This is a genomic window from Amnibacterium soli (assembly GCF_039544415.1).
GTDB lineage: Bacteria > Actinomycetota > Actinomycetes > Actinomycetales > Microbacteriaceae > Amnibacterium > Amnibacterium soli.
In genome coordinates this window covers 361,054-380,778 of sequence record NZ_BAABLP010000006.1, presented here as the reverse complement: position 1 = coordinate 380,778, position 19,725 = coordinate 361,054, and the positions used below count along the sequence as shown (strand labels likewise).

20 protein-coding genes and 1 tRNA gene are annotated in these 19,725 nt (G+C 74.1%); 16 read left to right on the top strand and 5 right to left on the bottom strand.

All coding sequences use genetic code 11. The features are described 5' to 3' along the window. Window positions 1-15 precede the first annotated feature (15 nt). From ABEA53_RS14915 to ABEA53_RS14875, 9 genes are all read left to right on the top strand, one after another. The gene (locus ABEA53_RS14915; protein ID WP_345482081.1) at window positions 16-1,386 is read left to right on the top strand and encodes a polysialyltransferase family glycosyltransferase; all 1,371 of its coding nucleotides are present in this window, start codon (window positions 16-18) and stop codon (window positions 1,384-1,386) included. A 70-nt stretch (window positions 1,387-1,456) separates the two neighbouring features. Further along, window positions 1,457-2,740 (top strand): aspartate kinase, encoded by a 1,284-nt coding sequence (locus tag ABEA53_RS14910; RefSeq protein ID WP_345482080.1) that lies wholly within the window; start codon window positions 1,457-1,459, stop codon window positions 2,738-2,740. Continuing rightward, on the top strand, window positions 2,737-3,789 hold the full coding sequence (locus tag ABEA53_RS14905) for an aspartate-semialdehyde dehydrogenase (RefSeq protein ID WP_345482079.1): 1,053 nt from the start codon (window positions 2,737-2,739) through the stop codon (window positions 3,787-3,789). Before ABEA53_RS14910 ends, ABEA53_RS14905 begins: the two co-directional genes overlap by 4 nt. 66 nt (window positions 3,790-3,855) lie before the next feature. After that, window positions 3,856-4,110 carry a hypothetical protein gene (locus ABEA53_RS14900; protein ID WP_345482078.1) on the top strand — a complete coding sequence of 85 codons (255 nt, stop codon included), beginning with the start codon at window positions 3,856-3,858 and terminating at the stop codon, window positions 4,108-4,110. A 69-nt stretch (window positions 4,111-4,179) separates the two neighbouring features. Further along, window positions 4,180-5,553, top strand: coding sequence for a GntP family permease (locus ABEA53_RS14895; RefSeq protein WP_345482077.1), 1,374 nt, complete (start codon window positions 4,180-4,182; stop codon window positions 5,551-5,553). A gap of 49 nt (window positions 5,554-5,602) precedes the next feature. Next, window positions 5,603-7,081 carry a malate:quinone oxidoreductase gene (locus ABEA53_RS14890; protein ID WP_345482076.1) on the top strand — a complete coding sequence of 493 codons (1,479 nt, stop codon included), beginning with the start codon at window positions 5,603-5,605 and terminating at the stop codon, window positions 7,079-7,081. 115 nt (window positions 7,082-7,196) lie between these two features. Then, window positions 7,197-8,240 carry an Rv2578c family radical SAM protein gene (locus ABEA53_RS14885; RefSeq protein ID WP_345482075.1) on the top strand — a complete coding sequence of 348 codons (1,044 nt, stop codon included), beginning with the start codon at window positions 7,197-7,199 and terminating at the stop codon, window positions 8,238-8,240. Between the two features lie 116 nt (window positions 8,241-8,356). After that, window positions 8,357-9,094 (top strand): DNA-binding response regulator, encoded by a 738-nt coding sequence (locus ABEA53_RS14880; protein ID WP_345482074.1) that lies wholly within the window; start codon window positions 8,357-8,359, stop codon window positions 9,092-9,094. 3 nt (window positions 9,095-9,097) lie between these two features. Beyond that, a complete protein-coding gene (locus ABEA53_RS14875) occupies window positions 9,098-9,757 on the top strand; it encodes a thymidine kinase (protein ID WP_345482073.1) in 660 nt (219 codons plus the stop codon). Here the strand turns inward: ABEA53_RS14875 and ABEA53_RS14870 are convergent. The 4 genes from ABEA53_RS14870 to ABEA53_RS14855 all read right to left on the bottom strand — a co-directional run bounded on the left by ABEA53_RS14870 (window position 9,750) and on the right by ABEA53_RS14855 (window position 14,056). After that, window positions 9,750-10,352 carry a YdeI/OmpD-associated family protein gene (locus ABEA53_RS14870; RefSeq protein ID WP_345482071.1) on the bottom strand — a complete coding sequence of 201 codons (603 nt, stop codon included), beginning with the start codon at window positions 10,350-10,352 and terminating at the stop codon, window positions 9,750-9,752. The two genes, ABEA53_RS14875 and ABEA53_RS14870, sit on opposite strands and share 8 nt — an antisense overlap. 80 nt (window positions 10,353-10,432) lie before the next feature. Further along, window positions 10,433-10,509: transfer RNA gene (locus ABEA53_RS14865), tRNA-Pro, on the bottom strand. A 71-nt stretch (window positions 10,510-10,580) separates the two neighbouring features. Next, window positions 10,581-11,510 (bottom strand): metallophosphoesterase, encoded by a 930-nt coding sequence (locus ABEA53_RS14860; protein ID WP_425550635.1) that lies wholly within the window; start codon window positions 11,508-11,510, stop codon window positions 10,581-10,583. Next, window positions 11,501-14,056 carry a transglycosylase domain-containing protein gene (locus ABEA53_RS14855; protein WP_345482069.1) on the bottom strand — a complete coding sequence of 852 codons (2,556 nt, stop codon included), beginning with the start codon at window positions 14,054-14,056 and terminating at the stop codon, window positions 11,501-11,503. The genes ABEA53_RS14860 and ABEA53_RS14855 overlap by 10 nt, the downstream gene beginning before the upstream one ends. Window positions 14,057-14,125: 69 nt before the next feature. On the opposite strand from ABEA53_RS14855, the gene sp36 reads away from it, so the two are divergent. The 4 genes from sp36 to ABEA53_RS14835 all read left to right on the top strand — a co-directional run bounded on the left by sp36 (window position 14,126) and on the right by ABEA53_RS14835 (window position 17,033). Further along, entirely contained in the window at window positions 14,126-14,284 is a 159-nt protein-coding gene (gene sp36, locus ABEA53_RS14850) for a Sp36 family protein (RefSeq protein WP_345482068.1), read from the top strand. Then, on the top strand, window positions 14,284-14,742 hold the full coding sequence (locus ABEA53_RS14845; protein WP_345482067.1) for a RidA family protein: 459 nt from the start codon (window positions 14,284-14,286) through the stop codon (window positions 14,740-14,742). The genes sp36 and ABEA53_RS14845 overlap by 1 nt, the downstream gene beginning before the upstream one ends. Before the next feature lie 393 nt (window positions 14,743-15,135). Next, complete coding sequence (locus ABEA53_RS14840; RefSeq protein ID WP_345482066.1) at window positions 15,136-16,122, top strand: TadA family conjugal transfer-associated ATPase; 987 nt, start codon at window positions 15,136-15,138, stop codon at window positions 16,120-16,122. Continuing rightward, on the top strand, window positions 16,122-17,033 hold the full coding sequence (locus ABEA53_RS14835) for a type II secretion system F family protein (protein WP_345482065.1): 912 nt from the start codon (window positions 16,122-16,124) through the stop codon (window positions 17,031-17,033). The genes ABEA53_RS14840 and ABEA53_RS14835 overlap by 1 nt, the downstream gene beginning before the upstream one ends. Before the next feature lie 52 nt (window positions 17,034-17,085). On the opposite strand, the gene ABEA53_RS14830 is transcribed toward ABEA53_RS14835, so the two are convergent. Beyond that, window positions 17,086-18,627, bottom strand: coding sequence for an MSCRAMM family protein (locus ABEA53_RS14830; protein WP_345482063.1), 1,542 nt, complete (start codon window positions 18,625-18,627; stop codon window positions 17,086-17,088). A 213-nt stretch (window positions 18,628-18,840) separates the two neighbouring features. Between ABEA53_RS14830 and ABEA53_RS14825 the strand changes: the two genes are divergently transcribed. Genes ABEA53_RS14825 through ABEA53_RS14815 form a run of 3 tightly spaced genes read left to right on the top strand, consistent with a single transcriptional unit; the run spans window position 18,841 to window position 19,686 of the window. Beyond that, window positions 18,841-19,029, top strand: a complete 189-nt coding sequence (locus tag ABEA53_RS14825; protein ID WP_345482062.1) for a DUF4244 domain-containing protein — start codon at window positions 18,841-18,843, stop codon at window positions 19,027-19,029. Between the two features lie 22 nt (window positions 19,030-19,051). Further along, window positions 19,052-19,351 carry a TadE family type IV pilus minor pilin gene (locus ABEA53_RS14820; protein WP_345482060.1) on the top strand — a complete coding sequence of 100 codons (300 nt, stop codon included), beginning with the start codon at window positions 19,052-19,054 and terminating at the stop codon, window positions 19,349-19,351. Next, on the top strand, window positions 19,348-19,686 hold the full coding sequence (locus tag ABEA53_RS14815) for a hypothetical protein (RefSeq protein ID WP_345482059.1): 339 nt from the start codon (window positions 19,348-19,350) through the stop codon (window positions 19,684-19,686). The genes ABEA53_RS14820 and ABEA53_RS14815 overlap by 4 nt, the downstream gene beginning before the upstream one ends. Window positions 19,687-19,725 lie beyond the last annotated feature (39 nt).

Below are 19,725 nucleotides of genomic sequence, written 5' to 3'. Positions count from 1 at the left end.
GTTACGGTCCGCGGCGTGCGTCACGTCTTCGAGGTCTCCACCGGGTTCGGGCTCTGCGGCGTCGCCGCGATCGTCGAGCACCTCGACCTCGGCGCCGTGGAGGACCGCGTGCTGCTGGTCGCGAACACCGTGCTGGCGTTCGAGGCGGCCCCGCCGGTGCACGAGCTGCCGGAGTACGCGCCGCTGCTCGCCCTGTTCGGCCGCGTCGTCCACCTCAACGACCTGATCGCGCCCGAGCACCCCCACGGCTGGTCGCCGGTGCCGGGGTCGCACCACGCCCGGCTCGCGACCGCGCAGCTGCATGCCGCGTGCGGCATCGACCCGGACGAGGAGCACGTGCTGTGGGTCGAGTCGATCCAGGGCGCGGCGTCCGCCTCCCTGACCCGGCTCTTCGAGCGGGCGCGCATCGCCGTCTACGCCGACGGCCTGATGACCTACGGGCCGACCCGCATCGGCGTGCCGGACCTCGTCGGCGACCGCATCGACGCGGTCGTGCACCTCGACCTCGTGCCCGGGCTGCAGCCCTTCGTGCTGCGCGAGTTCCATCCCGAGTACCGCTCGTTCCCGATCGACGGGTTCCTGGACGTGCTGCGGTCGGTCGGCGGGGTCGACGCACCGCCCGTCGACGGCCCGGTCTCGGTGGTCGTCGGGCAGTACCTCGCGGACCTCGGGCTGCTGACCCAGGAGGAGGACGCGGCGCTGCTGTCGCGGATGATCGCCGTCGCGCTCGAGCAGGCGCCCGACCGGCCGGTGCTCGTCCGAGCCCACCCGAAGGCCGCGGCGCACGCGACCGCGGCGGTGGTCGCGTCCTTCACGTCGCAGGGGCGGGACGTCCGCCTGCTGCCGACGCGGGGGCTGGTCGAGACGCTGTTCGCGGAGCTCGACGTCGCGCTCGTCGTCAGCTGCTTCTCCACGGCGCTCTTCACCGCGAGGGCGATGGGCGTCCCGACCGTCGCGGTGGGCGCCCGGGCCGTGCTGCGCCGGCTGCGGCCCTACCAGAACAGCAACCGCATGGCGATCGTGCTGGCCGACCTGCTGCACCTCTCGGTCCCGCTCGAGGCCGGGCCGGCGCAGCGCCCGACGACCGACCCCGCGCTGATCGAGCTGATCGCCGCGGTCACGGCGCTGAGCATGCAGCCGGGGTCGCTGGAGGGGATGCTCGGGGTCCACGACGCGGCCGTGCTGGCGCTCCCGCCCGACCGGTACGCGCTGCTGCGCCGCTACGTGTCGCAGGAGCGGCTCCTGCGCCTGTTCCCCGGCCTGCCCGCGCCGCGGCGGTCCGTCGCCGCACGGATGCGCGGCCGGGCCGCGCGCGTGCCCGTGCTCCGCGGCGCGTGGCGGGCGGCGCGACGGGCCCGGACGGCCCTCGCCGGCCCCGGCCGCTGAGGGGTCGGCGCGCCGCTACCATGGCTCGGCGCCGATCCGGGGCGCGCGGCAAGTGTCGGAAGGCTCCTCCTTGGCTCTCATCGTGCAGAAGTTCGGCGGCTCCTCCGTCGCGGACGCCGAGAGCATCAAGCGGGTGGCGAAACGGATCGTCGAGACCCGCAAGGCGGGCAACGAGGTCGTCGTCGCCGTGTCGGCGATGGGCGACACCACCGACGACCTCGTCGACCTCGCGCACCGCGTGACGCTGCTGCCCGCACCGCGCGAGCTCGACATGCTGCTCACGGCGGGGGAGCGCATCTCCATGGCGCTGCTCGCGATGGCGATCAAGAGCATGGGGCACGAGGCGCGGTCCTTCACGGGCAGCCAGGCGGGCATGATCACCGACGCCCAGCACGGCGCCGCGCGGATCGTCGACGTCACGCCCGGTCGCGTCCGCGACGCGCTCGACGAGGGCGCGATCGCGATCGTCGCCGGCTTCCAGGGATTCAACCGCGGCACCGGCGACATCACCACGCTCGGCCGCGGCGGGTCGGACACGACCGCCGTCGCACTGGCCGCGGCGCTGCAGGCCGACGTCTGCGAGATCTACACGGACGTGGACGGCATCTTCACCGCCGACCCGCGCATCGTGCCGCGCGCCCATCAGGTGCCGCGCATCACCAGCGAGGAGATGCTCGAGCTCGCGGCGTCCGGCGCGAAGGTGCTGCACATCCGCGCGGTCGAGTACGCCAGGCGGCACGGCGTGACCCTGCACGTGCGCTCGTCCTTCAGCAACAAGCAGGGGACGATCGTCTACAACCCGGCCGGTCCGGGGCTCGACGAGAACGGAGCACCAGTGGAAGAACCGGTCATCGCCGGCGTCGCCACCGACCTGTCGGAGGCGAAGATCACGGTCGTCGGCATCCGCGACGAGCCCGGCAAGGCCGCGGAGCTCTTCACGACGGTCGCCCGCACCGGCGCGAACATCGACATGATCGTGCAGAACGTGTCGGCGGCCGCCACGGGCCTCACCGACATCTCGTTCACCCTGCCGAAGGCGTCCGCCGAGGCCGTGATCGCCGTGCTGTCGGCGGAGCAGGAGTCGCTCGGCTTCGCCTCGCTGCAGCACGACGACCAGATCGCCAAGCTCGCGCTCGTCGGCGCGGGCATGCGGACCAACGCCGGCGTCTCCGCGCGGCTGTTCCGGGCGCTGTCCGACGCGGGCATCAACATCGAGATGATCTCCACCTCCGAGATCCGCATCTCCGTCGTCACGCGCGCGGACTCGATCAAGGCCGCCACGCTGGCGGTGCACTCCGCCTTCGGGCTCGACGGCGACGAGGATGCAGTCGTGTACGCGGGAACGGGACGATGAGCGGCCTCCGAGTGGCGGTCGTCGGCGCGACCGGGCAGGTCGGCGGCGTCATGCGCCGCCTGCTCGACGAGCGCGGCCTCGAGATCGAGTCGATCCGCTTCTTCGCCTCCGCCCGTTCGGCGGGGACCACGCTGCCCTGGCGCGGCGAGCAGGTCGTCGTCGAGGACGCTGCCGTCGCCGACCTCTCCGGCATCGACGTCGCGCTGTTCAGCGCCGGTGCCACCACGTCGCGCGCGCAGGCGCCGCGGTTCGCGGAGGCCGGCGCCCTCGTCATCGACAACTCCAGCGCCTGGCGCATGGACCCCGACGTGCCGCTCGTCGTCAGCGAGGTGAACCCGGAGGCGATCCGGGAGGCGCGCCGCGGCATCGTCGCGAACCCGAACTGCACCACCATGGCCGCGATGCCGGTGCTGCGGCCGCTGCACGAGGAGGCCGGCCTGGTCCGGCTGACGGTGAGCACCTACCAGGCCGTGTCCGGCAGCGGGCTCGGCGGCGTCGCCGAGCTGGCCGACCAGGTCGCGCGGGCGATGGCCGCCGGCGACGTCACGTCGCTCGTGCACGACGGCTCCTCCGTCGACCTGGGCGAGCCGCAGAAGTACGTGCGGCCCATCGCCTTCGACGTGATCCCGTTCGCCGGGAACCTCGTCGACGACGGCCGCGACGAGACGGACGAGGAGCAGAAGCTCCGCAACGAGAGCCGCAAGATCCTCGGGATCCCCGACCTGCTCGTCTCCGGCACCTGCGTGCGCGTGCCCGTGTTCACGGGGCACTCGCTGTCGATCAACGCCGAGTTCGCCCGGCCGCTCACGCCCGAGCGCGCTCGCGAGCTGCTCGCCGACGCCCCCGGGGTCGTGCTGACGGACGTGCCCACGCCGCTCGAGGCCGCGGGCCAGGACCCGAGCTTCGTCGGGCGCATCCGCCGAGACGAGGGCGCGCCGACCGAGCGCGGCCTCGCGCTCTTCGTCAGCAACGACAACCTGCGCAAGGGCGCCGCCCTGAACGCGGTGCAGATCGCCGAGCTCGTCGCAGCGGACCTCGCCCGACGCTGACCGGTCCGGCGCCTGCCCAGGGATCCGGGGGAGGCGCGCACCGCCGGTTCGTGCTGGACTGAGCCCGTGGTCCTCCTCTGGCTCGCGGTCGCGGCGTTCTACGCGGTCGTGCTGCTCGTCGGGCTCGGGGTGCTCACCGCGGTGACGGGCTCGTCGGTGCTCGTCGCCCTGCGCCGGGACCGCGTGCCCGTGCGCCGGCCGACGCAGCTGCTCGCCTCCGTGCTGCTCGCGCTCGCCGGCGCGACCGCGGTGGCCGTGGCGCTGATGTGGTTCGGCCGCACGGGCGGCGACGTGCTGGCCGCCGCGTTCGCCGCGTCCTGAGGTCTCCAAGGCTGCTCACCGGCGGCGCTCGGCAGACTCCTGCGGAACCGAGAGGACCGGGTGCCGCCCATGGAGCTCCTGCAGGCAGCGAGACCGACCGGGAGCGAACCGCAGCTGGTGATCGCGGCGCTGATCGGCATCGCGGTCATCGTGACGCTGATCACCTGGCTGAAGGTCCACCCGTTCCTCGCGCTGCTGCTCGGCGGGCTGACGACGGGGCTCGTCGCGGGCGAGGCCGGCCCCGCCGTCATCGACAGCTTCGCCAAGGGCTTCGGCGACACGTCCGCCTCCGTCGGCATCCTGATCGGGCTCGGCGGCATGTACGGGCGCCTCCTCGCCGACTCCGGCGGCGCCGGCCGCATCGTCGACACCCTGGTCTCCCGGGCGGGCCCGCGCTCGCTGCCGTGGATCATGGGGCTCATCGGCGCGCTGATCGGGCTGCCGATGTTCTTCGAGATCGGCCTCGTGCTGCTCGTGCCGATCATCCTGCTCGTCGCGAAGCGGGCGGAGGTCCGGCTGATGTCCGTCGCGATCCCGACCCTCGCCGGGCTGTCCGCGATGCACGGCTTCGTGCCGCCGCACCCCGGCCCGCTCGTCGCCATCGCCGGCCTGAAGGCGAACCTGGGCGACACCCTGATCCTCGGCATCATCGTGGCGATCCCGACGGTCGTGATCGCGGGACCGGTGCTCAGCTACCTCGTCGCCCGGCTCGTGCCCGTCGACGCGCCCGACTCCCAGTACGACGATCGGCTCGAAGGCGGCGGACCGCGCCCGCCCTTCGCGCTCGCGCTCATCAGCGTGCTGCTGCCCGTCGCGCTGCTGCTCGTGGGCGCGATCGCGAACATCGTCGCGCCCGACTCCGACGCCGCCTGGAAGACCGTGGCGGCCTTCGTCGGCACGCCCACCGTCGCCCTCACCATCGCGCTCGTCGCCGGCTTCCTCCTGCTGGCCCTGCCCGCGCGGATGGACCGGTCGCGGATCTCGACGACGCTGACGGAGTCCCTGCCGCCCATCGCGGGGATCCTGCTGATCGTGGGCGCGGGCGGCGGCTTCAAGCAGGTGCTGATCGACACCGGCATCGGCAGCGTCATCGCCCGGGTCGCGCAGGGGCAGGGCATCACCGCGCTGCTCGTCGCGTGGGCGGTCGCCGCCCTGATCCGCGTCGCCACCGGCTCCGCGACGGTGGCCACGGTGACGGCCGCCGGCATCCTCCAGCCGCTCACGGAGGGGATGAGCGCGCCGATGATCTCCCTCATGGTGCTCGCGATCGGCGCCGGCTCCGTCTTCCTCTCCCACGTCAACGACGCCGGGTTCTGGCTCGTCAGCCAGTTCTTCAAGCTGTCGATCCCGCAGACCCTGAAGTCGTGGTCGCTGATGGAGTGCGTGGTGTCCGTCGCGGGCCTCGCCTCGGTGCTCGTGGCGGCCCTCGTCGTGGGCGCCTGATCCGCGCCCGGCGCCGGGTCCCCCGACCCCGCCGGGATAGGCTGCTGGCGTGGCGCAGGACGAGACGATCGACGTCGTCCTGATCGGCGGCGGCATCATGAGCGCCACCCTCGGGACGCTGCTGCACGCGTTGCAGCCCGACTGGAAGATCCGCATCTACGAGCGGCTCGGCCGGGTGGCGCAGGAGAGCAGCAACCCCTGGAACAACGCCGGCACCGGGCACGCGGCGCTGTGCGAGCTGAACTACACGCCCGAGCGGCCCGACGGCTCGATCGACATCACGAGCGCCGTCAAGGTCAACGAGCAGTTCCAGATCTCGCGCGAGTTCTGGGCGTCGCTCGCCGAGCAGACCCGCCTGCCGTCCGGCACCTTCTTCATCAACTCGACGCCGCACATGACGTTCGTCCGCGGCGCGGAGCACGTGGACTACCTCCGCCGCCGGTGGGAGGCGCTGACCGACCACCCGCTGTTCGCGGAGATGCAGTTCTCCGAGGACCCCAAGGTGATCCACGACTGGGCGCCGCTGCTCATGGTGGGCCGGGACAAGTCCCAGCCCGTCGCCGCGACCCGCGCCGAGTCGGGCACGGACGTCGACTTCGGCGCGCTGACCCGCGCGCTGATGGACGGGCTCGTCGACGACGGCGCCGACCTCCTGCTGAACACCGAGGTCACGAAGCTGAAGCGGCAGAAGGACGGCACCTGGCGGGTGCGGTCGCGCCACCTGGTCGGCAGCGACCAGCGCGAGGTGAACGCCCGCTTCGTGTTCGTCGGCGCCGGCGGCTGGGCGCTCAAGCTGCTGCAGAAGGCCGGGATCCCGGAGGCGCGGGGCTACGGCCTGTTCCCGATCAGCGGCCAGTGGCTGCGCGCGGACGACCCCGACCTCGTGGCGAAGCACCGCGCGAAGGTCTACGGCAAGGCCTCCATCGGCGCCCCGCCGATGAGCGTGCCGCACCTGGACACCCGGATCGTCGACGGCAGGGCCTCCCTGCTGTTCGGGCCGTACGCGGGTCTCTCGCCGCGGTTCCTGAAGCACGGCGGCCTGCTCGACCTGCCGCTGTCCGTGCGCCCGCACAACCTGATCCCGCTGCTCGCGGTGGCCAAGGACAACTTCGCGCTGGTGCGGTACCTCGTCCGCGAGCTGACGAAGTCGAAGAAGGCCAAGTTCGGCTCGTTGCAGGAGTTCTTCCCCGACGCCGATCCGAAGGACTGGTACTCGCTCGGCGCCGGCCAGCGCGCGCAGGTGATCAAGAAGGACCCGAAGAAGGGCGGCGTGCTGCAGTTCGGCACGGAGGTCGTCAGCGGGGCCGACGGCACCATCGCCGGCCTGCTCGGCGCCTCGCCCGGCGCCTCCACCGCGGCGGCGATCATGCTCGACGTGCTGCGCCGCTCCTTCCCGGACCGGCTGGCCGCGTGGGAGCCCGAGCTGCGTCGCCTCATCCCGACCTACGGCGCGCTGCTCTCCGACGATCCGCGCAACGCCCGCCGCATCCAGGAGTCGACTGCGAAGACCCTGGGCCTCACCGCGTAGACCGCGCGCTGTCCGTTCACGGATACGGGGATCGGCCTCGCCGATCCCCGTATCCGTGAACAGACGTTCCCTGCCACGACTTGCGTCTTGTTCGAACGCGTGTTCGAATGGGTGCATGCGATGGGCGGGACAGCAGGTCGGGGCCGAGCCGACGGACGCGCTGCCCGGGCTCGCGAAGGTGCACGACCTGGTGCGCACGAGCCGGACGCCCGAGTTCGCCGGCATGACCTTCTACGAGGTGCGGGCGAAGTCGGCGCTGAACAAGGTGCCGGGCAGCGTGCCGGGCACGCCGTACGGCTGGACCATCAACCCCTACCGGGGCTGCTCCCACGCCTGCGTCTACTGCTTCGCCCGGCCGACGCACCGCTACCTCGAGTTCGACGACCCCGGCGCGTTCGACGCCGAGGTCGTGGTGAAGGTCAACGTCGCGGAGGTACTCCGGACGGAGCTGCACCGCGCCTCCTGGAAGGGCTCACCGGTCGCGCTCGGCACCAACACCGACCCGTACCAGCGGGCGGAGGGGCGGTACCGGCTGATGCCGGGGATCCTCGAGGCGCTCGCGGAGGCGGCGACACCGGTGTCGCTGCTGACCAAGGGGACCCTGCTGCGGCGGGACCTGCCGCTGCTCGCCCGCATCGCGGAGCACGGTCCGGTCGACCTCGCGATGTCGGTCGCGATCTTCGACCCGCAGCTGCAGGCGCTCGTGGAGCCCGGCACCCCCTCCGCCGCCGCGCGCCTCGCGACCGTGCGCGCGGCGCGGGACGCGGGGCTCGAGTGCGGGGTGTTCCTGATGCCGGTGCTGCCGCACCTGACCGACTCGGTCGAGCAGCTCGACGACGCGCTGGCGGCGATCGCGGCCGCGGGCGCCTCCTACGTCGTCTGGACCGCGCTGCACCTGAAGCCCGGCGTGCGGCAGTGGTACCTGGCATGGCTGCACGAGCACTTCCCGCAGCACGACGCCGCGTACCAGCGGCTCTACGCCACCGGGCCGTACGCGCCGAAGGCGTACCGGCGCCATCTGGCGGAGCGGATCGAGCCGCTGCTCGAGCGGCACGGCCTGCGCCGCGGCGCGGTGGACGACACGACCGGGACCACGCGGTCGCGCTCCGCTGGCATCGTGCGCGCGACGGAGGCGGCGGCGCAGCCGATGCTCTTCTGAGCCCGGTTCCGGCGGAGACGGCCGGGCGTCGACCGTTCGGACCGCCCCTCCGGCATCCTCGGGGGACAGGGGCGCGAGCGGCGTCCCCCGCCGTCCGACACCCCGCCAGGAGCGCCATGCCCGCCGAGCACGAGCAGCCTCCCGCACCGACCGTGATCGGCGGTGCGGCCCGCGCGGGGCGCGCCACCCCCGCGGCGCCGCCGCGGGGCCTGCCGAAGCGGGCGGTGCGCGTCGCCCTGCTCGACGACCACGAGGTGCTGCTCGACAGCATGGCGTCCTGGCTGCGGGCGAACGCTCCCGACTTCGAGGTCGCGCTGACCGCCACGTCCTGGCTGCAGCTCGTGCACAGCCCTGCCTTCCCGACGGACCTCGTGCTGATCGACGTGCAGCTGCGGGAGCCCGTGTCGATCGAGGCGCGCGTGCGCACCTGCCGCGCCGCCGGTGCGACCGTGATCGTGCTGACGGGCCTCGACACCCCGGACCTGCGGGAGCGCGCGCTGCGCGCCGGTGCCGCGGCGTTCCTCGGCAAGTCCCGGCCGCTGGCGGAGGTGCTCGCCGTCGCCCGCGAGGTGATGGGCCTCACGGGCGGACGCGCCGTGCAGCGCGACTGGCGCCCCCTCCCGCGCGCGGCGGAGCAGGTGCAGCGCCCCCGCCTGAGCCTCGGCGAGGAGGCCGCGCTGCGCCTCTACGCCTCCGGACGGTCGACCAACGAGGTCGCCGTCGAGATGCACGTGCAGTTCGAGACCGCGAAGACCTACCTCCGGCGCGTGCGGGAGAAGTACGCGCGGGTGAACCGGCCCGCGAGTCGTAAGGTCGATCTGATCCAGCGGGCGACGGAAGACGGGTACCTGTAGACCGTGGCGAAGCTCTACTTCCGATACGGCGCGATGAACAGCGGCAAGAGCACCGCGCTGCTGCAGGCCGCCTACAACTACGAGGAGCGCGGGCAGCGGGTGCTGCTCGCGAAGCCCGGCGTGGACGCGAAGGGCGACCGGGACATCGTGTCGCGCCTCGGCGTCACCCGGCCCGTGCACTTCCTGATCGGCGAGGGCGCGGACGTGCTCGAGCTGTTCTTCGCGCAGCGGCGCGCGCTGACGGAGGCGACGGGCTCGCCCGTGGCCTGCCTGCTCGTCGACGAGGCCCAGTTCCTCACGCCGGGCCAGGTGAACGACCTGCTGCGCATCGCCGTGGTGCAGGACGTGCCGGTGCTCGCCTACGGCATCCGCACGGACTTCCGCACCGAGGCGTTCCCCGGCAGCGCGCGGCTGCTCGAGGTCGCGCACAGCCTCGAGGAGCTGAAGACGATCTGCCGGTGCGGCCGCAAGGCGCTGTTCAACGCGCGGAAGATCGGCGACCGCTACGTGTTCGACGGCCAGCAGGTGGCGATCGACACCCTGAACGACGTCGCCTACGAGTCGCTCTGCGCCGCGTGCTACCTCGCCGAGTCGGGCGGCGTGCTCGACGGCGAGACCGTGCTGGTCGGCGCGCCGCTCGCGCCGGACGCCGACTTCAGCTGACGTCGCCCGCCGGCTGCTGCGGGTAGGGCGAGCCGCCCGCCGCCAGCATCGCGACGAGCTTCGCCAGCCGGTTCGCCCGGCTCGTCGCGCTCGGCGCCGTGGAGACGCGGTGGATCACCGCGTAGCGGTTCGTCCGGTTCAGCTCGGCGAAGCGCGCCGCCGCTGCCGGCGACGCGGCCAGGGCGGCCTCCAGGTCCTCGGGCACCGTCGCGCTCGACGCCCCCGAGTACGCGCGGTCCCAGCGCCCGTCCGCCTTCGCGCGGTCCACCTCCGCCTGTCCCTGCTCGCGCATGCGGCCCTCCGCGACCAGGGTCGCGACGAGGCCGACGTTGCGCGTCGACCACAGCGAGCCCTTCCGCCGCGGCGTGAAGCGCTGCCCGAACACGCGGTCGTCGATGCTGCGCTTGGGGCCGTCGATCCAGCCGCTGCAGAGCGCCTCCTCCAGCGCCTCGTCGTAGCGGAGGGAGGTGGGGGAGTCGACGCCCTTCTTCGCGAGGGCGAGCCAGACGCCGTCCGATGCGGCGGCGTGCTCGAGCAGCCCGTCGCGCCAGGCGGCCGCGTCGGCCACGACGAGCACCTCGGACGGTTCGGCCACGGTCGTATTCAGCCACGTCGCGGGCACGCTGTCGACCGCTGGACGCAGAAGCGCCACCGGCCCGGAGGGCCGGTGGCGGCTGGTCGGGATAGCGGGATTCGAACCCACGACCTCCTCGTCCCGAACGAGGCGCGCTACCAAGCTGCGCTATATCCCGGTCGCCCGCGGTGAAGCGGGCTGGTCAAGGATAGCGGACGCCCCGGCGCCTCGTCGCCGCCCTCGCGAGGATCACGCGGAGCGGCTCGTCAGGGTCAGCAGCGTCGCCTCCGGACGGCACGCGAAGCGCACCGGGGCGGTGATGGAGGTGCCGAGCCCGGCCGACACCTCGAGGGCCGCGGTGCGGCCGTCGTGGCTCCACTGCGAGACGCCCTTGACCTGCTCGCGCGGGATGTCGCAGTTGGTGACCAGCGCGCCGTAGCCGGGCACGCAGACCTGCCCGCCGTGGGTGTGCCCGGCGAGCAGCAGGTCCGCGCCGCGGTCCACGAACGCGTCGAGGACGCGCCGGTAGGGCGCGTGCGTCACCCCGAGGGTCAGCGCCGCCTTCACCTTGCGCGACCGCAGGCCCCGCAGCCCGGGCGTGAGCGCGGCGAGGTCGTCGTACTCGCGGTGCGGGTCGTCGGTGCCGAACGCGTCGATCGCCGTCCCGCGCACCTGCAGGCGGGCGGTGCGGTTGTTCAGGCTCGTCCAGCCGAGCGAGTCGAGGTAGGCGCCCAGGGCGCCGATGTCGAGCGGGTCCGGCTCCGCCATCGGCTTCGAGGGACCTGCGAAGTAGCGGAACGGGCTCTTCAGCTGCGGCGCCCAGTAGTCGTTCGAGCCCCACACGTACAGCCCGGGGACGCCCTTGAACGGGTCCAGCGCGGCCTTCACGCCGAGCAGCCCGATGCGGTGCCCCAGGTTGTCGCCGGTGTCGACGACGAGGTCCGGCTCGAGGTCGGCGAGCTCGCGGATGAACCGCTGCTTGCCGCGCTGCCAGGGCGCCATGTGCAGGTCGGAGAGGTGCAGCACCTTCAGGTCGCCGGTGCCGGCCGGCAGCACGGGCAGCGTGGCGCGCCGCAGCACGAACGCGGTGCGCTCGATGCCGACGCCCCACACCGCCGCCGCGGCGCCCGCCGCGACGACGCCGGTGGCGAGCCCGCGGACCACCCCGGTCACTGGCACTGGCTCGGGTCGTTGGTGAGGCCGACGCCGACCGGGGTGCTCGCCGGGTCCGCCTGCGTCCCGGCCGCGGGCAGCTGCCCGACGACCGTGCAGGGGGCGCCCTGCTGCCCGGGCACCTGCGCCGCGTTGACGTTCGTGAACCCGGCCGCGCCGAGCGCGTTCTTCGCGTCGGCGAGCGACATGCCCACCACGTTCGGCACCTGCCCCGCCGCGGGCGGCGCCTGCGTGGGCTGGGTCGGCTGCGCCGGACCCGAGCTGATCGACAGCGTCACCAGCGTGCCGCCCGGCACGGACGCGCCCGCCCCGGGATCCGTCCCCGCCACGGCGCCCGCCGCGACGTCGGAGGCCGTGGTGCCGCGCTTCACCTGGAAGCCCGCGGCCTCGAGGGCCTGCCGGGCGTCCGTCGGCGTCTTGCCGGTGACGTCGGGGACGGTGACGCGCTGGCCGTACAGGTACTGGTCGTCCGGCTGCGGCCAGGAGGCGTCGCCCGGGTATTTGGCCTCGTTGGCCCGCATGATGTCGCTCCACAGGCAGTGGCGGGCGTCCGCCGCCTTGCCGCACGCCGACCAGCCGTACACGTACCGCAGGTTCGTCTTCTGGGCGTTGACGTTCCCGACCCAGACGGCGCTCACGACCTTCGTCGTCCCGCCGACGACCCACGTCGACTTCGCGTCGTTCGTCGTGCCGGTCTTCGCGAAGCCCCACGCGCCGCCGGTCGCGCCGCGATCGGCCGCCGCGGTGCCGCCGGTCAGCACGCCGTGCAGCGCGTACCCGGTCGCGACCGCCACGCTGCTCGGGATGCCCTGGTGGCAGTTCGCCTCGGGGATCTTCACGGGCTTCCCGTCCGTCGCGACGATCTTGTCGATCGCGATGGAGGAGCAGACCCGGCCCTTGTTGGCGATGCCCGCGTAGGCGGTCGCCATCGTCAGCGGCGCGATCTCGTTGGTGCCGAGGATCGACGACGGGTTGACCTGCAGGTCGGCGCCGTTCGCGCGGTGCACCAGCAGGTCCTCCGCGCGCTTGCGGATGTCGCAGAGGTTGAGCTTCGACGCCATCGAGGCGAACACGCCGTTCACCGAGAGCGCGGTGCCGCGCAGGACGGACTGGTAGCCGCCCTCGTTCGCGGTGTCGTTGCCGGCGGCGAAGGGCCCGTCGGGGCTCGCGCAGGGGAAGGAGCCCGCGGGCCAGGTCTTGCCGGTGCCGTCCACGATCTCGTTGAGGCCGTGGCCGTGCTCCAGCCAGTCGATGAGGGTGAAGGCCTTGTAGGTCGAGCCGGGCTGGAACCCGCCCGATCCGCCGTAGGCGAAGTCCGTGTTCCAGTTGACCGCCGTCGCCGTGTAGTTCGGGCCGCTCGTGCCCTTGCCGCCCGTCTCGTCGTAGCGCTTGCTCTGGACCATGGAGAGGATGCGCCCGTTGGTGGCGTCGACCGACACCGCGGCGCCGCCGAGGTCGGCGCCGGCCGGCGACTGCGACGGCACGTAGGCGCGCATGGCCGCGCTGGCCTTCTTTTGCAGCCCCATGTCGAGCGTCGTGTAGATCTTCCAGCCCGAGCTCTGCAGCTTGTTGTAGCGGTCTGCGGCGGTCCTGCCGAAGACGCTGTCGTTCCGGATGATGTCGCTCACGTAGCTGCAGAAGTACGCGGCGGAGCCCGCGCCGGCGCAGCCCGTGGTCGTCGGCGTGATCTTCGTCTTCACGGGGGTGGCCACGGCCTTCGCGTACTCGTCCGCGGTGATCCACCCCTCCTTCTTCTCGACGCCGAGGATGTAGTCGCGGCGGACCTTGTTCGCCGCCACGTTCGTCTTCACGTCGGGGCGCAGGTAGGCCGGGTTGTTCACGATCGCCATGAGGCTCGCGGCCTGGGCGACGCTGAGGTCCTTCGCGTCCGTGTCGAAGTAGTAGTTCGCCGCCGACTGGATGCCGTAGATCCGGCCGCCGAAGCCGGCGATGTTCAGGTAGCCGAGGAGGATCTGGTCCTTCTTGTAGACCTTCTCGAGGCCGATGGCGTTGCGCGCCTCGCGCAGCTTGCGCTGCACCCCGCCGGTGCACTCGCCGTACGCCGCCTCGACCTGCTTCTGGGTCGGCAGCAGCTCCGCCTCCTGGATGCAGACGTTCTTCACGTACTGCTGCGAGATCGTCGACGCGCCCTGCGAGCCGCCGTGCGTCACGTTCGACACGAGCGCGCGGATGATGCCCATCGGGTCGACGCCGCCGTGCTCGTAGAAGCGGGTGTCCTCGGCCGCGAGCGTCGCGTGCTTCACCGTGTCCGGGATGTCGGCCCACGGCACGACCTCGCGGTTCTGGTTGTAGAAGGAGGCGAGCAGCTTGTCCTTGCCGCCGCTCTTCGCGTAGATCTCGGTCTTCTGCTGCAGGTTGGTGATCTTCAGGTCGTCGGGCAGCGGCGCGAAGAGGCCGCTGCCGCCCTTCGCGTGCGCGCCGGTGAGCGCTACGGCCGGCATGACGCCGACGGTGAGCATGAGCCCGGCGACCACCGCGATCCCGAGGACCCCGAGGACGGCCGAGCCGGTGCGGCGTGGACGTGCAGACATAGGCTTCAGGCTAGGTCGGCCCCGCGCTGGTGCCGGGTGCCCCGCCGCAACCCCCAAAAAGGAGGACGCATGCCCGTCTGGGAGTACGCGACCACACCGCTCCTGATCCACAACACCACCGCGATCCTCAACACCTGGGGCGCGCAGGGGTGGGAGCTCGTCCAGATCGTCGTCGGACCGGAGGGTGGGCTCGTCGCCTACCTGAAGCGCGAGAAGGCGGACGCCTGATGGCCGTCGCCGACCGCCTCGCCGAGCTGGGGCTCGTGCTGCCGTCCGTCGCCGCTCCCGCCGGGTCCTACGTGTCCGCCGTCGCGAGCGGCGACCTCGTGTTCACCGCCGGCCAGCTGCCGTTCGTCGACGGGAAGCTGCCGCAGACCGGCCTGCTCGGCGCCGACGTCGAGGTGGACGCGGCCGCCGACCTCGCCGCGACCGCCGCGCTCAACGCCCTCGCCGCCGTCGCCGACCTGCTCGGCGGGCTCGACCGCGTCGTCCGCATCGTCAAGGTGACGGGCTTCGTCGCCTCGGCCCCGGGCTTCACGCAGCAGCCGGCCGTCATCAACGGCGCGTCGAACCTGCTCGTCGACGTGTTCGGCGAGCACGGTCGGCACGCGCGCTCGGCCGTCGGCGTCGCGGCCCTGCCGCTCGGCTCGCCCGTCGAGGTCGAGCTCATCGCCCAGTTCCACTGAGGCCCGCGGATCGGGGATCCGCCCCCGACGCGCCGCGCGGCAGCCGCTCGCGCGCGGCGTGTCGCGGCGTAGATCCCGATCCGCGGAGGCGTGCGACGGGCGCCCGCACGTCTCACGGCGATCCCCGGAATTCCGCGCGACACGCCGAGGCCGACACGCGGCGGTATCGCTTGCGCGGGACCTCGAAGTGGGTACACTCGCAGACGTCGAGTGAAGAGCTTGGCTTGCGGCGCTGTCGATTCCCCCCAGTCGGGCGCTGCTGAGGCGGCACCTGTTCCCCCCAATAGGTGCCGCTTCTTCTTTTCCGCCGCCGCATGGAGCGCGCGGGGCGCCGACCGCTCCTCCCCAGGAGGCGGACGGACGTCGGCGACGCCGCCGTCCTAGCGTGCGGGCATGCCGTCCCCCTTCGTGCCGGTCGCGCCGACCGGTGCCGATGTCATGCCGGATCCTGCGCCTCCTCGCCTGCCTGCGCTGGGCGCACTCGCCCGGTTCGCGGCGGACTCACGGGTGACCGACCTGCTGCTCGACGGGAGCGGCGCGCTCTGGCGCGACGCCGGCCGGGGTCTCGAGCCGCTCGACGAGGCGCCCCTGGACGCCGCGGCCGCGCGTCGGCTCGCCGTCGCCCTCGTCGCCGCGGGCGGGCGGCATCTCGACGACGCGACGCCCTGCGTCGACGTGCGGCTGCCCGGCGGCGCCCGGGTGCACGCCGTGCTGCCGCCCGTGAGCACCGCCGGGCCGCTCGTCTCCGTGCGGATCGCGCGGCCGACGCCGTGGCGTCTTCCGGACCTGCGGCGGAGCGGGATGGTCGATGACGCCCAGGTCGCGCAGCTGCGCGCGACGGTGCTGGCGCGCCGCAACGTCCTGATCTGCGGGCCCGCCGGCAGCGGCAAGACGTCGCTGCTCGCCGCCCTGATGGCCGAGGTGCCGCCGACCGAGCGCATCGTCACGGTCGAGGACGTCGCCGAGATCGCCGTCGACCACCCGCACGTCGTCGGCCTGGAGTCGCGGCAGTCGAACACGGACGGCGCCGGCGCCATCGGCCTCGCCGCGCTGGTGCGCGAGACGCTGCGGATGCGGCCCGACCGCATCGTCGTCGGCGAGTGCCGGGGCGCCGAGATCGCGGAGCTGCTCAGCGCCCTCAACACCGGCCACGACGGCGGCGCCGGCACGATCCACTGCGCGGACCCGGAGGGGCTCGGCGCGCGGCTCGAGGCGCTCGGCGCGCTGGCCGGGCTGCCGCCCGCAGCGCTGCGCGCCCAGGCGCTCGCCGCGATCGACGTCGTCGTGCAGCTCGGCCGGCGGGACGGGGTGCGCCGCGTGGAGCGGATCGGCGCGCTCGCCGCACGACCCGACGGCTCGCTCGCGGTCGTCGATCCGTGATGCGGCGCCGCCGCGCCGACCCCGCCGCGGAGGCGGACGCCGTCGCCGCCGACCTCGACCGCATCGGCGCGCTGGTGTCGGCCGGTGCCACCCAGGTCGGTGCCTGGTCCTACCTCGCCGCCGCGGCGCCGGGGCCGATGCGGCCGGTGGCGACGGCGGTCGCCGCAGCGGCAGGGGAGGGGCGCCCGCTCGGCGGCGCCTTCGCCGCGGCACCCGACGCATGGCGCAGCGCGGGGTCGGTGATCGCGCTCGCCGCCGAGACGGGTGCGCCCCTCGTCGCCGCGCTGGGCGCCGCCGCGAACGGAGCGCGCAGGACCGCGGAGCTGCAGCGGGTGGTCGCCGCGTCGATGGCCGGCCCGGTGGCCAGCGCTCGGCTGGTGCTCCTGCTGCCGCCCGCCACCGCCCTGCTCGGCTGGGCCTTCGGCTTCGACGTGCCCGGCGTGCTGCTGTCGGGCCCGGGCGCGCTGATCCTCGTGGCCGGCGGCGCGCTGCTCGCGGCCGCCGCGGTCTGGAGCCGCCGACTCGTGCGGGCGGCGCGGTGGACCTCGTGGACCGTCGGGCTCGACCTCGACCTGGTCGCGACCGCGGTGCGGGCCGGCCTGCCGGTCACCCGGGCGCGGGAGCTCTCGCGCCAGGCGGCCGCGGACGCCGTGGTCGAGCTGCCGCCGCCCGACGACCTCGACGCGGTCCTGGCGTTCGCGACGGACGCCGGTCTGCCCGTCGTCGCCCTGCTCACCGCGGAGGCGGATCGGCTGCGTCGCGCAGCGCTCGCCGCGGCGACCGTCCGCGCGGAGGCGCTGGCCGTCCGCCTCCTGCTCCCGCTCGGGCTGCTCGTGCTGCCGGCCTTCCTGCTGCTCGGCGCGCTGCCGGTGGGTCTCGCCGTCCTCGCCTCCACGGCCCTGCCCCTGTGAGCCGCCGCCGGCGCGGACCGACCACGGCACCCGTCGCGCCGGCGCCGGAGCGTCAGCCAGTGATCGTCACCCGGATGGTGCCGAGGCGGGTGGTCCGACCGTCGTGCACCCGGAAGGTGCGCTCCTCCGCTGTGAAGGTCCAGGGGCCGTCGACCGCGGGCGCGGTGAGGACGGAGCGGGTCGAGTAGCGGCCGGGAGCGACGGAGTCCGCCAGGACCCGTCCGGGGCGGCCCGCCGGCACGAGCCCCAGGGGCTCGACGGCGGGCGCGGTGCCGAAGTCCAGCTGCGCTCGCACGGGCTGACCGTGCGCCGTCAGCTGCGCGACGACCTTCCCGGGTCGGGCGCCCGGTGCGAACCGCGCGGTCGTGGGGCGCACGACGTCGACGTCCCGCACCGTCCGCCGGATCCGACCGTCGACCGCGATCGTCACGTCGAACCGGCCCGGCACGGTCCGCAGGCGGAAGTCCCCGCTCCTGTCGAGCGTCGCTGCGCCGAGGGGCTGCAGGAGGCGCGGGTACGTGTCCCACAGCTCGATCGTGCCGCTCGCTCCGCCCGGAACGCGGCCGCCGAGCGTCGGCATCGCCCGCTCCGGTACGAGCGGACGCGGGAGGACGACCGGCGCGAAGGCGGTGGAGAGCGGCTCCGGCACCACCACGGACTCGACGTCGTAGGTGGACGACGACCGGTCGGCCGCGAGGATCCGGTAGGTGCCTGCGGCCAGTCCGCCGAGCGTGAAGGCGGTGCCCTCGACGTCCGCACGGCGGACCACCGCACCGGAGGCGTCCTCGGCGTAGACGCGGTCGGCACCGCCGGAGACGGTCCCGGTCACGCGGCCCGCCGGGGTGAGGTCCTCCGTCGCGGCGGCCTCCGACGAGCCCGTGACGCGCAGCACGACGGTCCTCGGCAGCAGGGTGTCCGAGGTCGGGTCGCCCTCGAAGTCGTCGTCCCAGTCGGCGGAGCGCTGCCCGACGGTGATCGCGTGGGTGCCGGGCGCCAGATCGTGCAGGACGATCGCACCGGCCGCGTCCGTGCTCGAGGATCCCCGGGTCCCGCTCCCGTCGAACGACCGCACGGCGGGTACGCCGGCGGCGACGGGCGATCCGCCGGACGTCACCTGCAGGCGGATCGAACCGCCCCTGCTGAAGGTCGGCGGAGCCGCGGTCACCGTCCTCCCCGCGCGGACCACGACCGCCCCGTCCGCACGGAGGTAGCCGGAGTTCGGCACCCACCGCAGGGCGTACGCCCCCGGGGCGAGCCAGCCGGAGCGGACGGTGCCGTGCGAGTCCGCGTCGTAGGTCGTGGTCGGGCGGTCCCCGTGCAGGAGGAGGATCCCGTGGTCGGTGACGTCGCCCTGGTCGGCGAGGAGTGCGCTGCGCACCACGAAGCGGCCAGCCTCCTGCAGCCGGAACCGCAGCGCACCGCCGCCGCCGAGCGCCGTCGGCGGCGCGGGCACGACCCGCTGCGCGAGCGCCTCGGCGACGCCGGCAGGTGCGCGGCGACCGATCACGCCGCGGACGAGGCCCGCCGCCAGCAGCAGCGCGGCGAGCGGCAGCGCGATGCGGCGGCGCAGGACGGCATGCGGCCGGGCGGACACGGGCACCTCCTGCCTTCCGGCGACGACGTCGGGACGTGCGACGCACCATAGGCGTTCCCCGCGACGGCGGGAAGGGACGAGCGACGGGTCCCGCGGTTCCGCTCCTCCTCAGCCTCCGCCGCTCCTCCCGGGGCCTGAGGTGTGCAGAGTGGTCCTGCCCGTGCCGGGCTGCGTCCGCCCAGGGCGTGGCTGCTCCTATGAAAGAGGTACGGGATGGATCGGCAACCGTTCGACGGTCGGCTCGCGGAGCTCGACGACGAGGGCGCGGTCACGGCGGAGTACGCCATCGCCACGATCGCCGCCGTGGGCTTCGCGGCGCTGCTCGTGGTCGTGCTGCGCAGCGACGAGGTGCGGGGCCTGCTGCTGAACCTGGTGACGCGTGCGCTCGCGATGCCGGACTGAACAGGGGCGCGACCGGGGCACGGTGACCGCGGAGCTCGCGGTCGCCGTGCCCGCGGTGCTGCTCGTGCTCGCCGCCTGCCTCGGCGGCCTCCGCATCGGCGCCGAGCGGCTGCGCGTCGTCGACGCCGCGGCGCAGGGCGCCCGCCTCCTGTCGGCGGGGAAGTCGCCGCAGCCGCCCGCCGTCGCCATCGGCGCGAGCGTGGAGGCGACGCGCCGGGACGGGGAGACGGTCTGCGTCGCCGTGCGCCGGGACACGGCCCTGCTGGGCGTGCCGCTGCCGGTGCGGGCGACCGCCTGCGCACTCGCGGGGGTGGTGCCGTGAGGGACGAGCGAGGTGCGGGCACCGCGCTCGCGCTCGGGGTCGTCGCCGCGGTCGTGGCGCTCTTCGTCGTGCTCGCCGGGGTCGCCGTCGTGCTCGACGCAAGGCGCCGGGTGGTCTCGGTCGCGGACGCGGCGGCGCTCGCGGGTGCCGACACCGCGCTCGGCAACGCGACCGGCGTGCCCTGCGACCGCGCGGCCGCGCTGACGGCCTCCGCGCACCTCCGCCTCGAGGCGTGCGCGCAGCGGGAGGACCTGGTGCGGGTGGCGGTCTCGACCTCCGTGCTGGGGCTCGCGCTGCGGGCCGAAGCGGTCGCCGGGCCGCCGACGGCCCGCTGATGCGGGGGCGGCACCCGGTGCACGCCGGGCTCTCGCCCC

Coding starts and splice junctions, on each gene's coding strand:
- ABEA53_RS14845 (WP_345482067.1), top strand. CDS start 14,284: ATGGCCGTCGCCGACCGCCTCGCCGAGCTGGGGCTCGTGCTGCCGTCC.
- ABEA53_RS14905 (WP_345482079.1), top strand. CDS start 2,737: ATGAGCGGCCTCCGAGTGGCGGTCGTCGGCGCGACCGGGCAGGTCGGC.
- ABEA53_RS14895 (WP_345482077.1), top strand. CDS start 4,180: ATGGAGCTCCTGCAGGCAGCGAGACCGACCGGGAGCGAACCGCAGCTG.
- sp36 (WP_345482068.1), top strand. CDS start 14,126: ATGCCCGTCTGGGAGTACGCGACCACACCGCTCCTGATCCACAACACC.
- ABEA53_RS14840 (WP_345482066.1), top strand. CDS start 15,136: ATGCCGTCCCCCTTCGTGCCGGTCGCGCCGACCGGTGCCGATGTCATG.
- ABEA53_RS14825 (WP_345482062.1), top strand. CDS start 18,841: ATGGATCGGCAACCGTTCGACGGTCGGCTCGCGGAGCTCGACGACGAG.
- ABEA53_RS14880 (WP_345482074.1), top strand. CDS start 8,357: ATGCCCGCCGAGCACGAGCAGCCTCCCGCACCGACCGTGATCGGCGGT.
- ABEA53_RS14855 (WP_345482069.1), bottom strand. CDS start 14,056: ATGTCTGCACGTCCACGCCGCACCGGCTCGGCCGTCCTCGGGGTCCTC.
- ABEA53_RS14835 (WP_345482065.1), top strand. CDS start 16,122: ATGCGGCGCCGCCGCGCCGACCCCGCCGCGGAGGCGGACGCCGTCGCC.
- ABEA53_RS14885 (WP_345482075.1), top strand. CDS start 7,197: ATGCGATGGGCGGGACAGCAGGTCGGGGCCGAGCCGACGGACGCGCTG.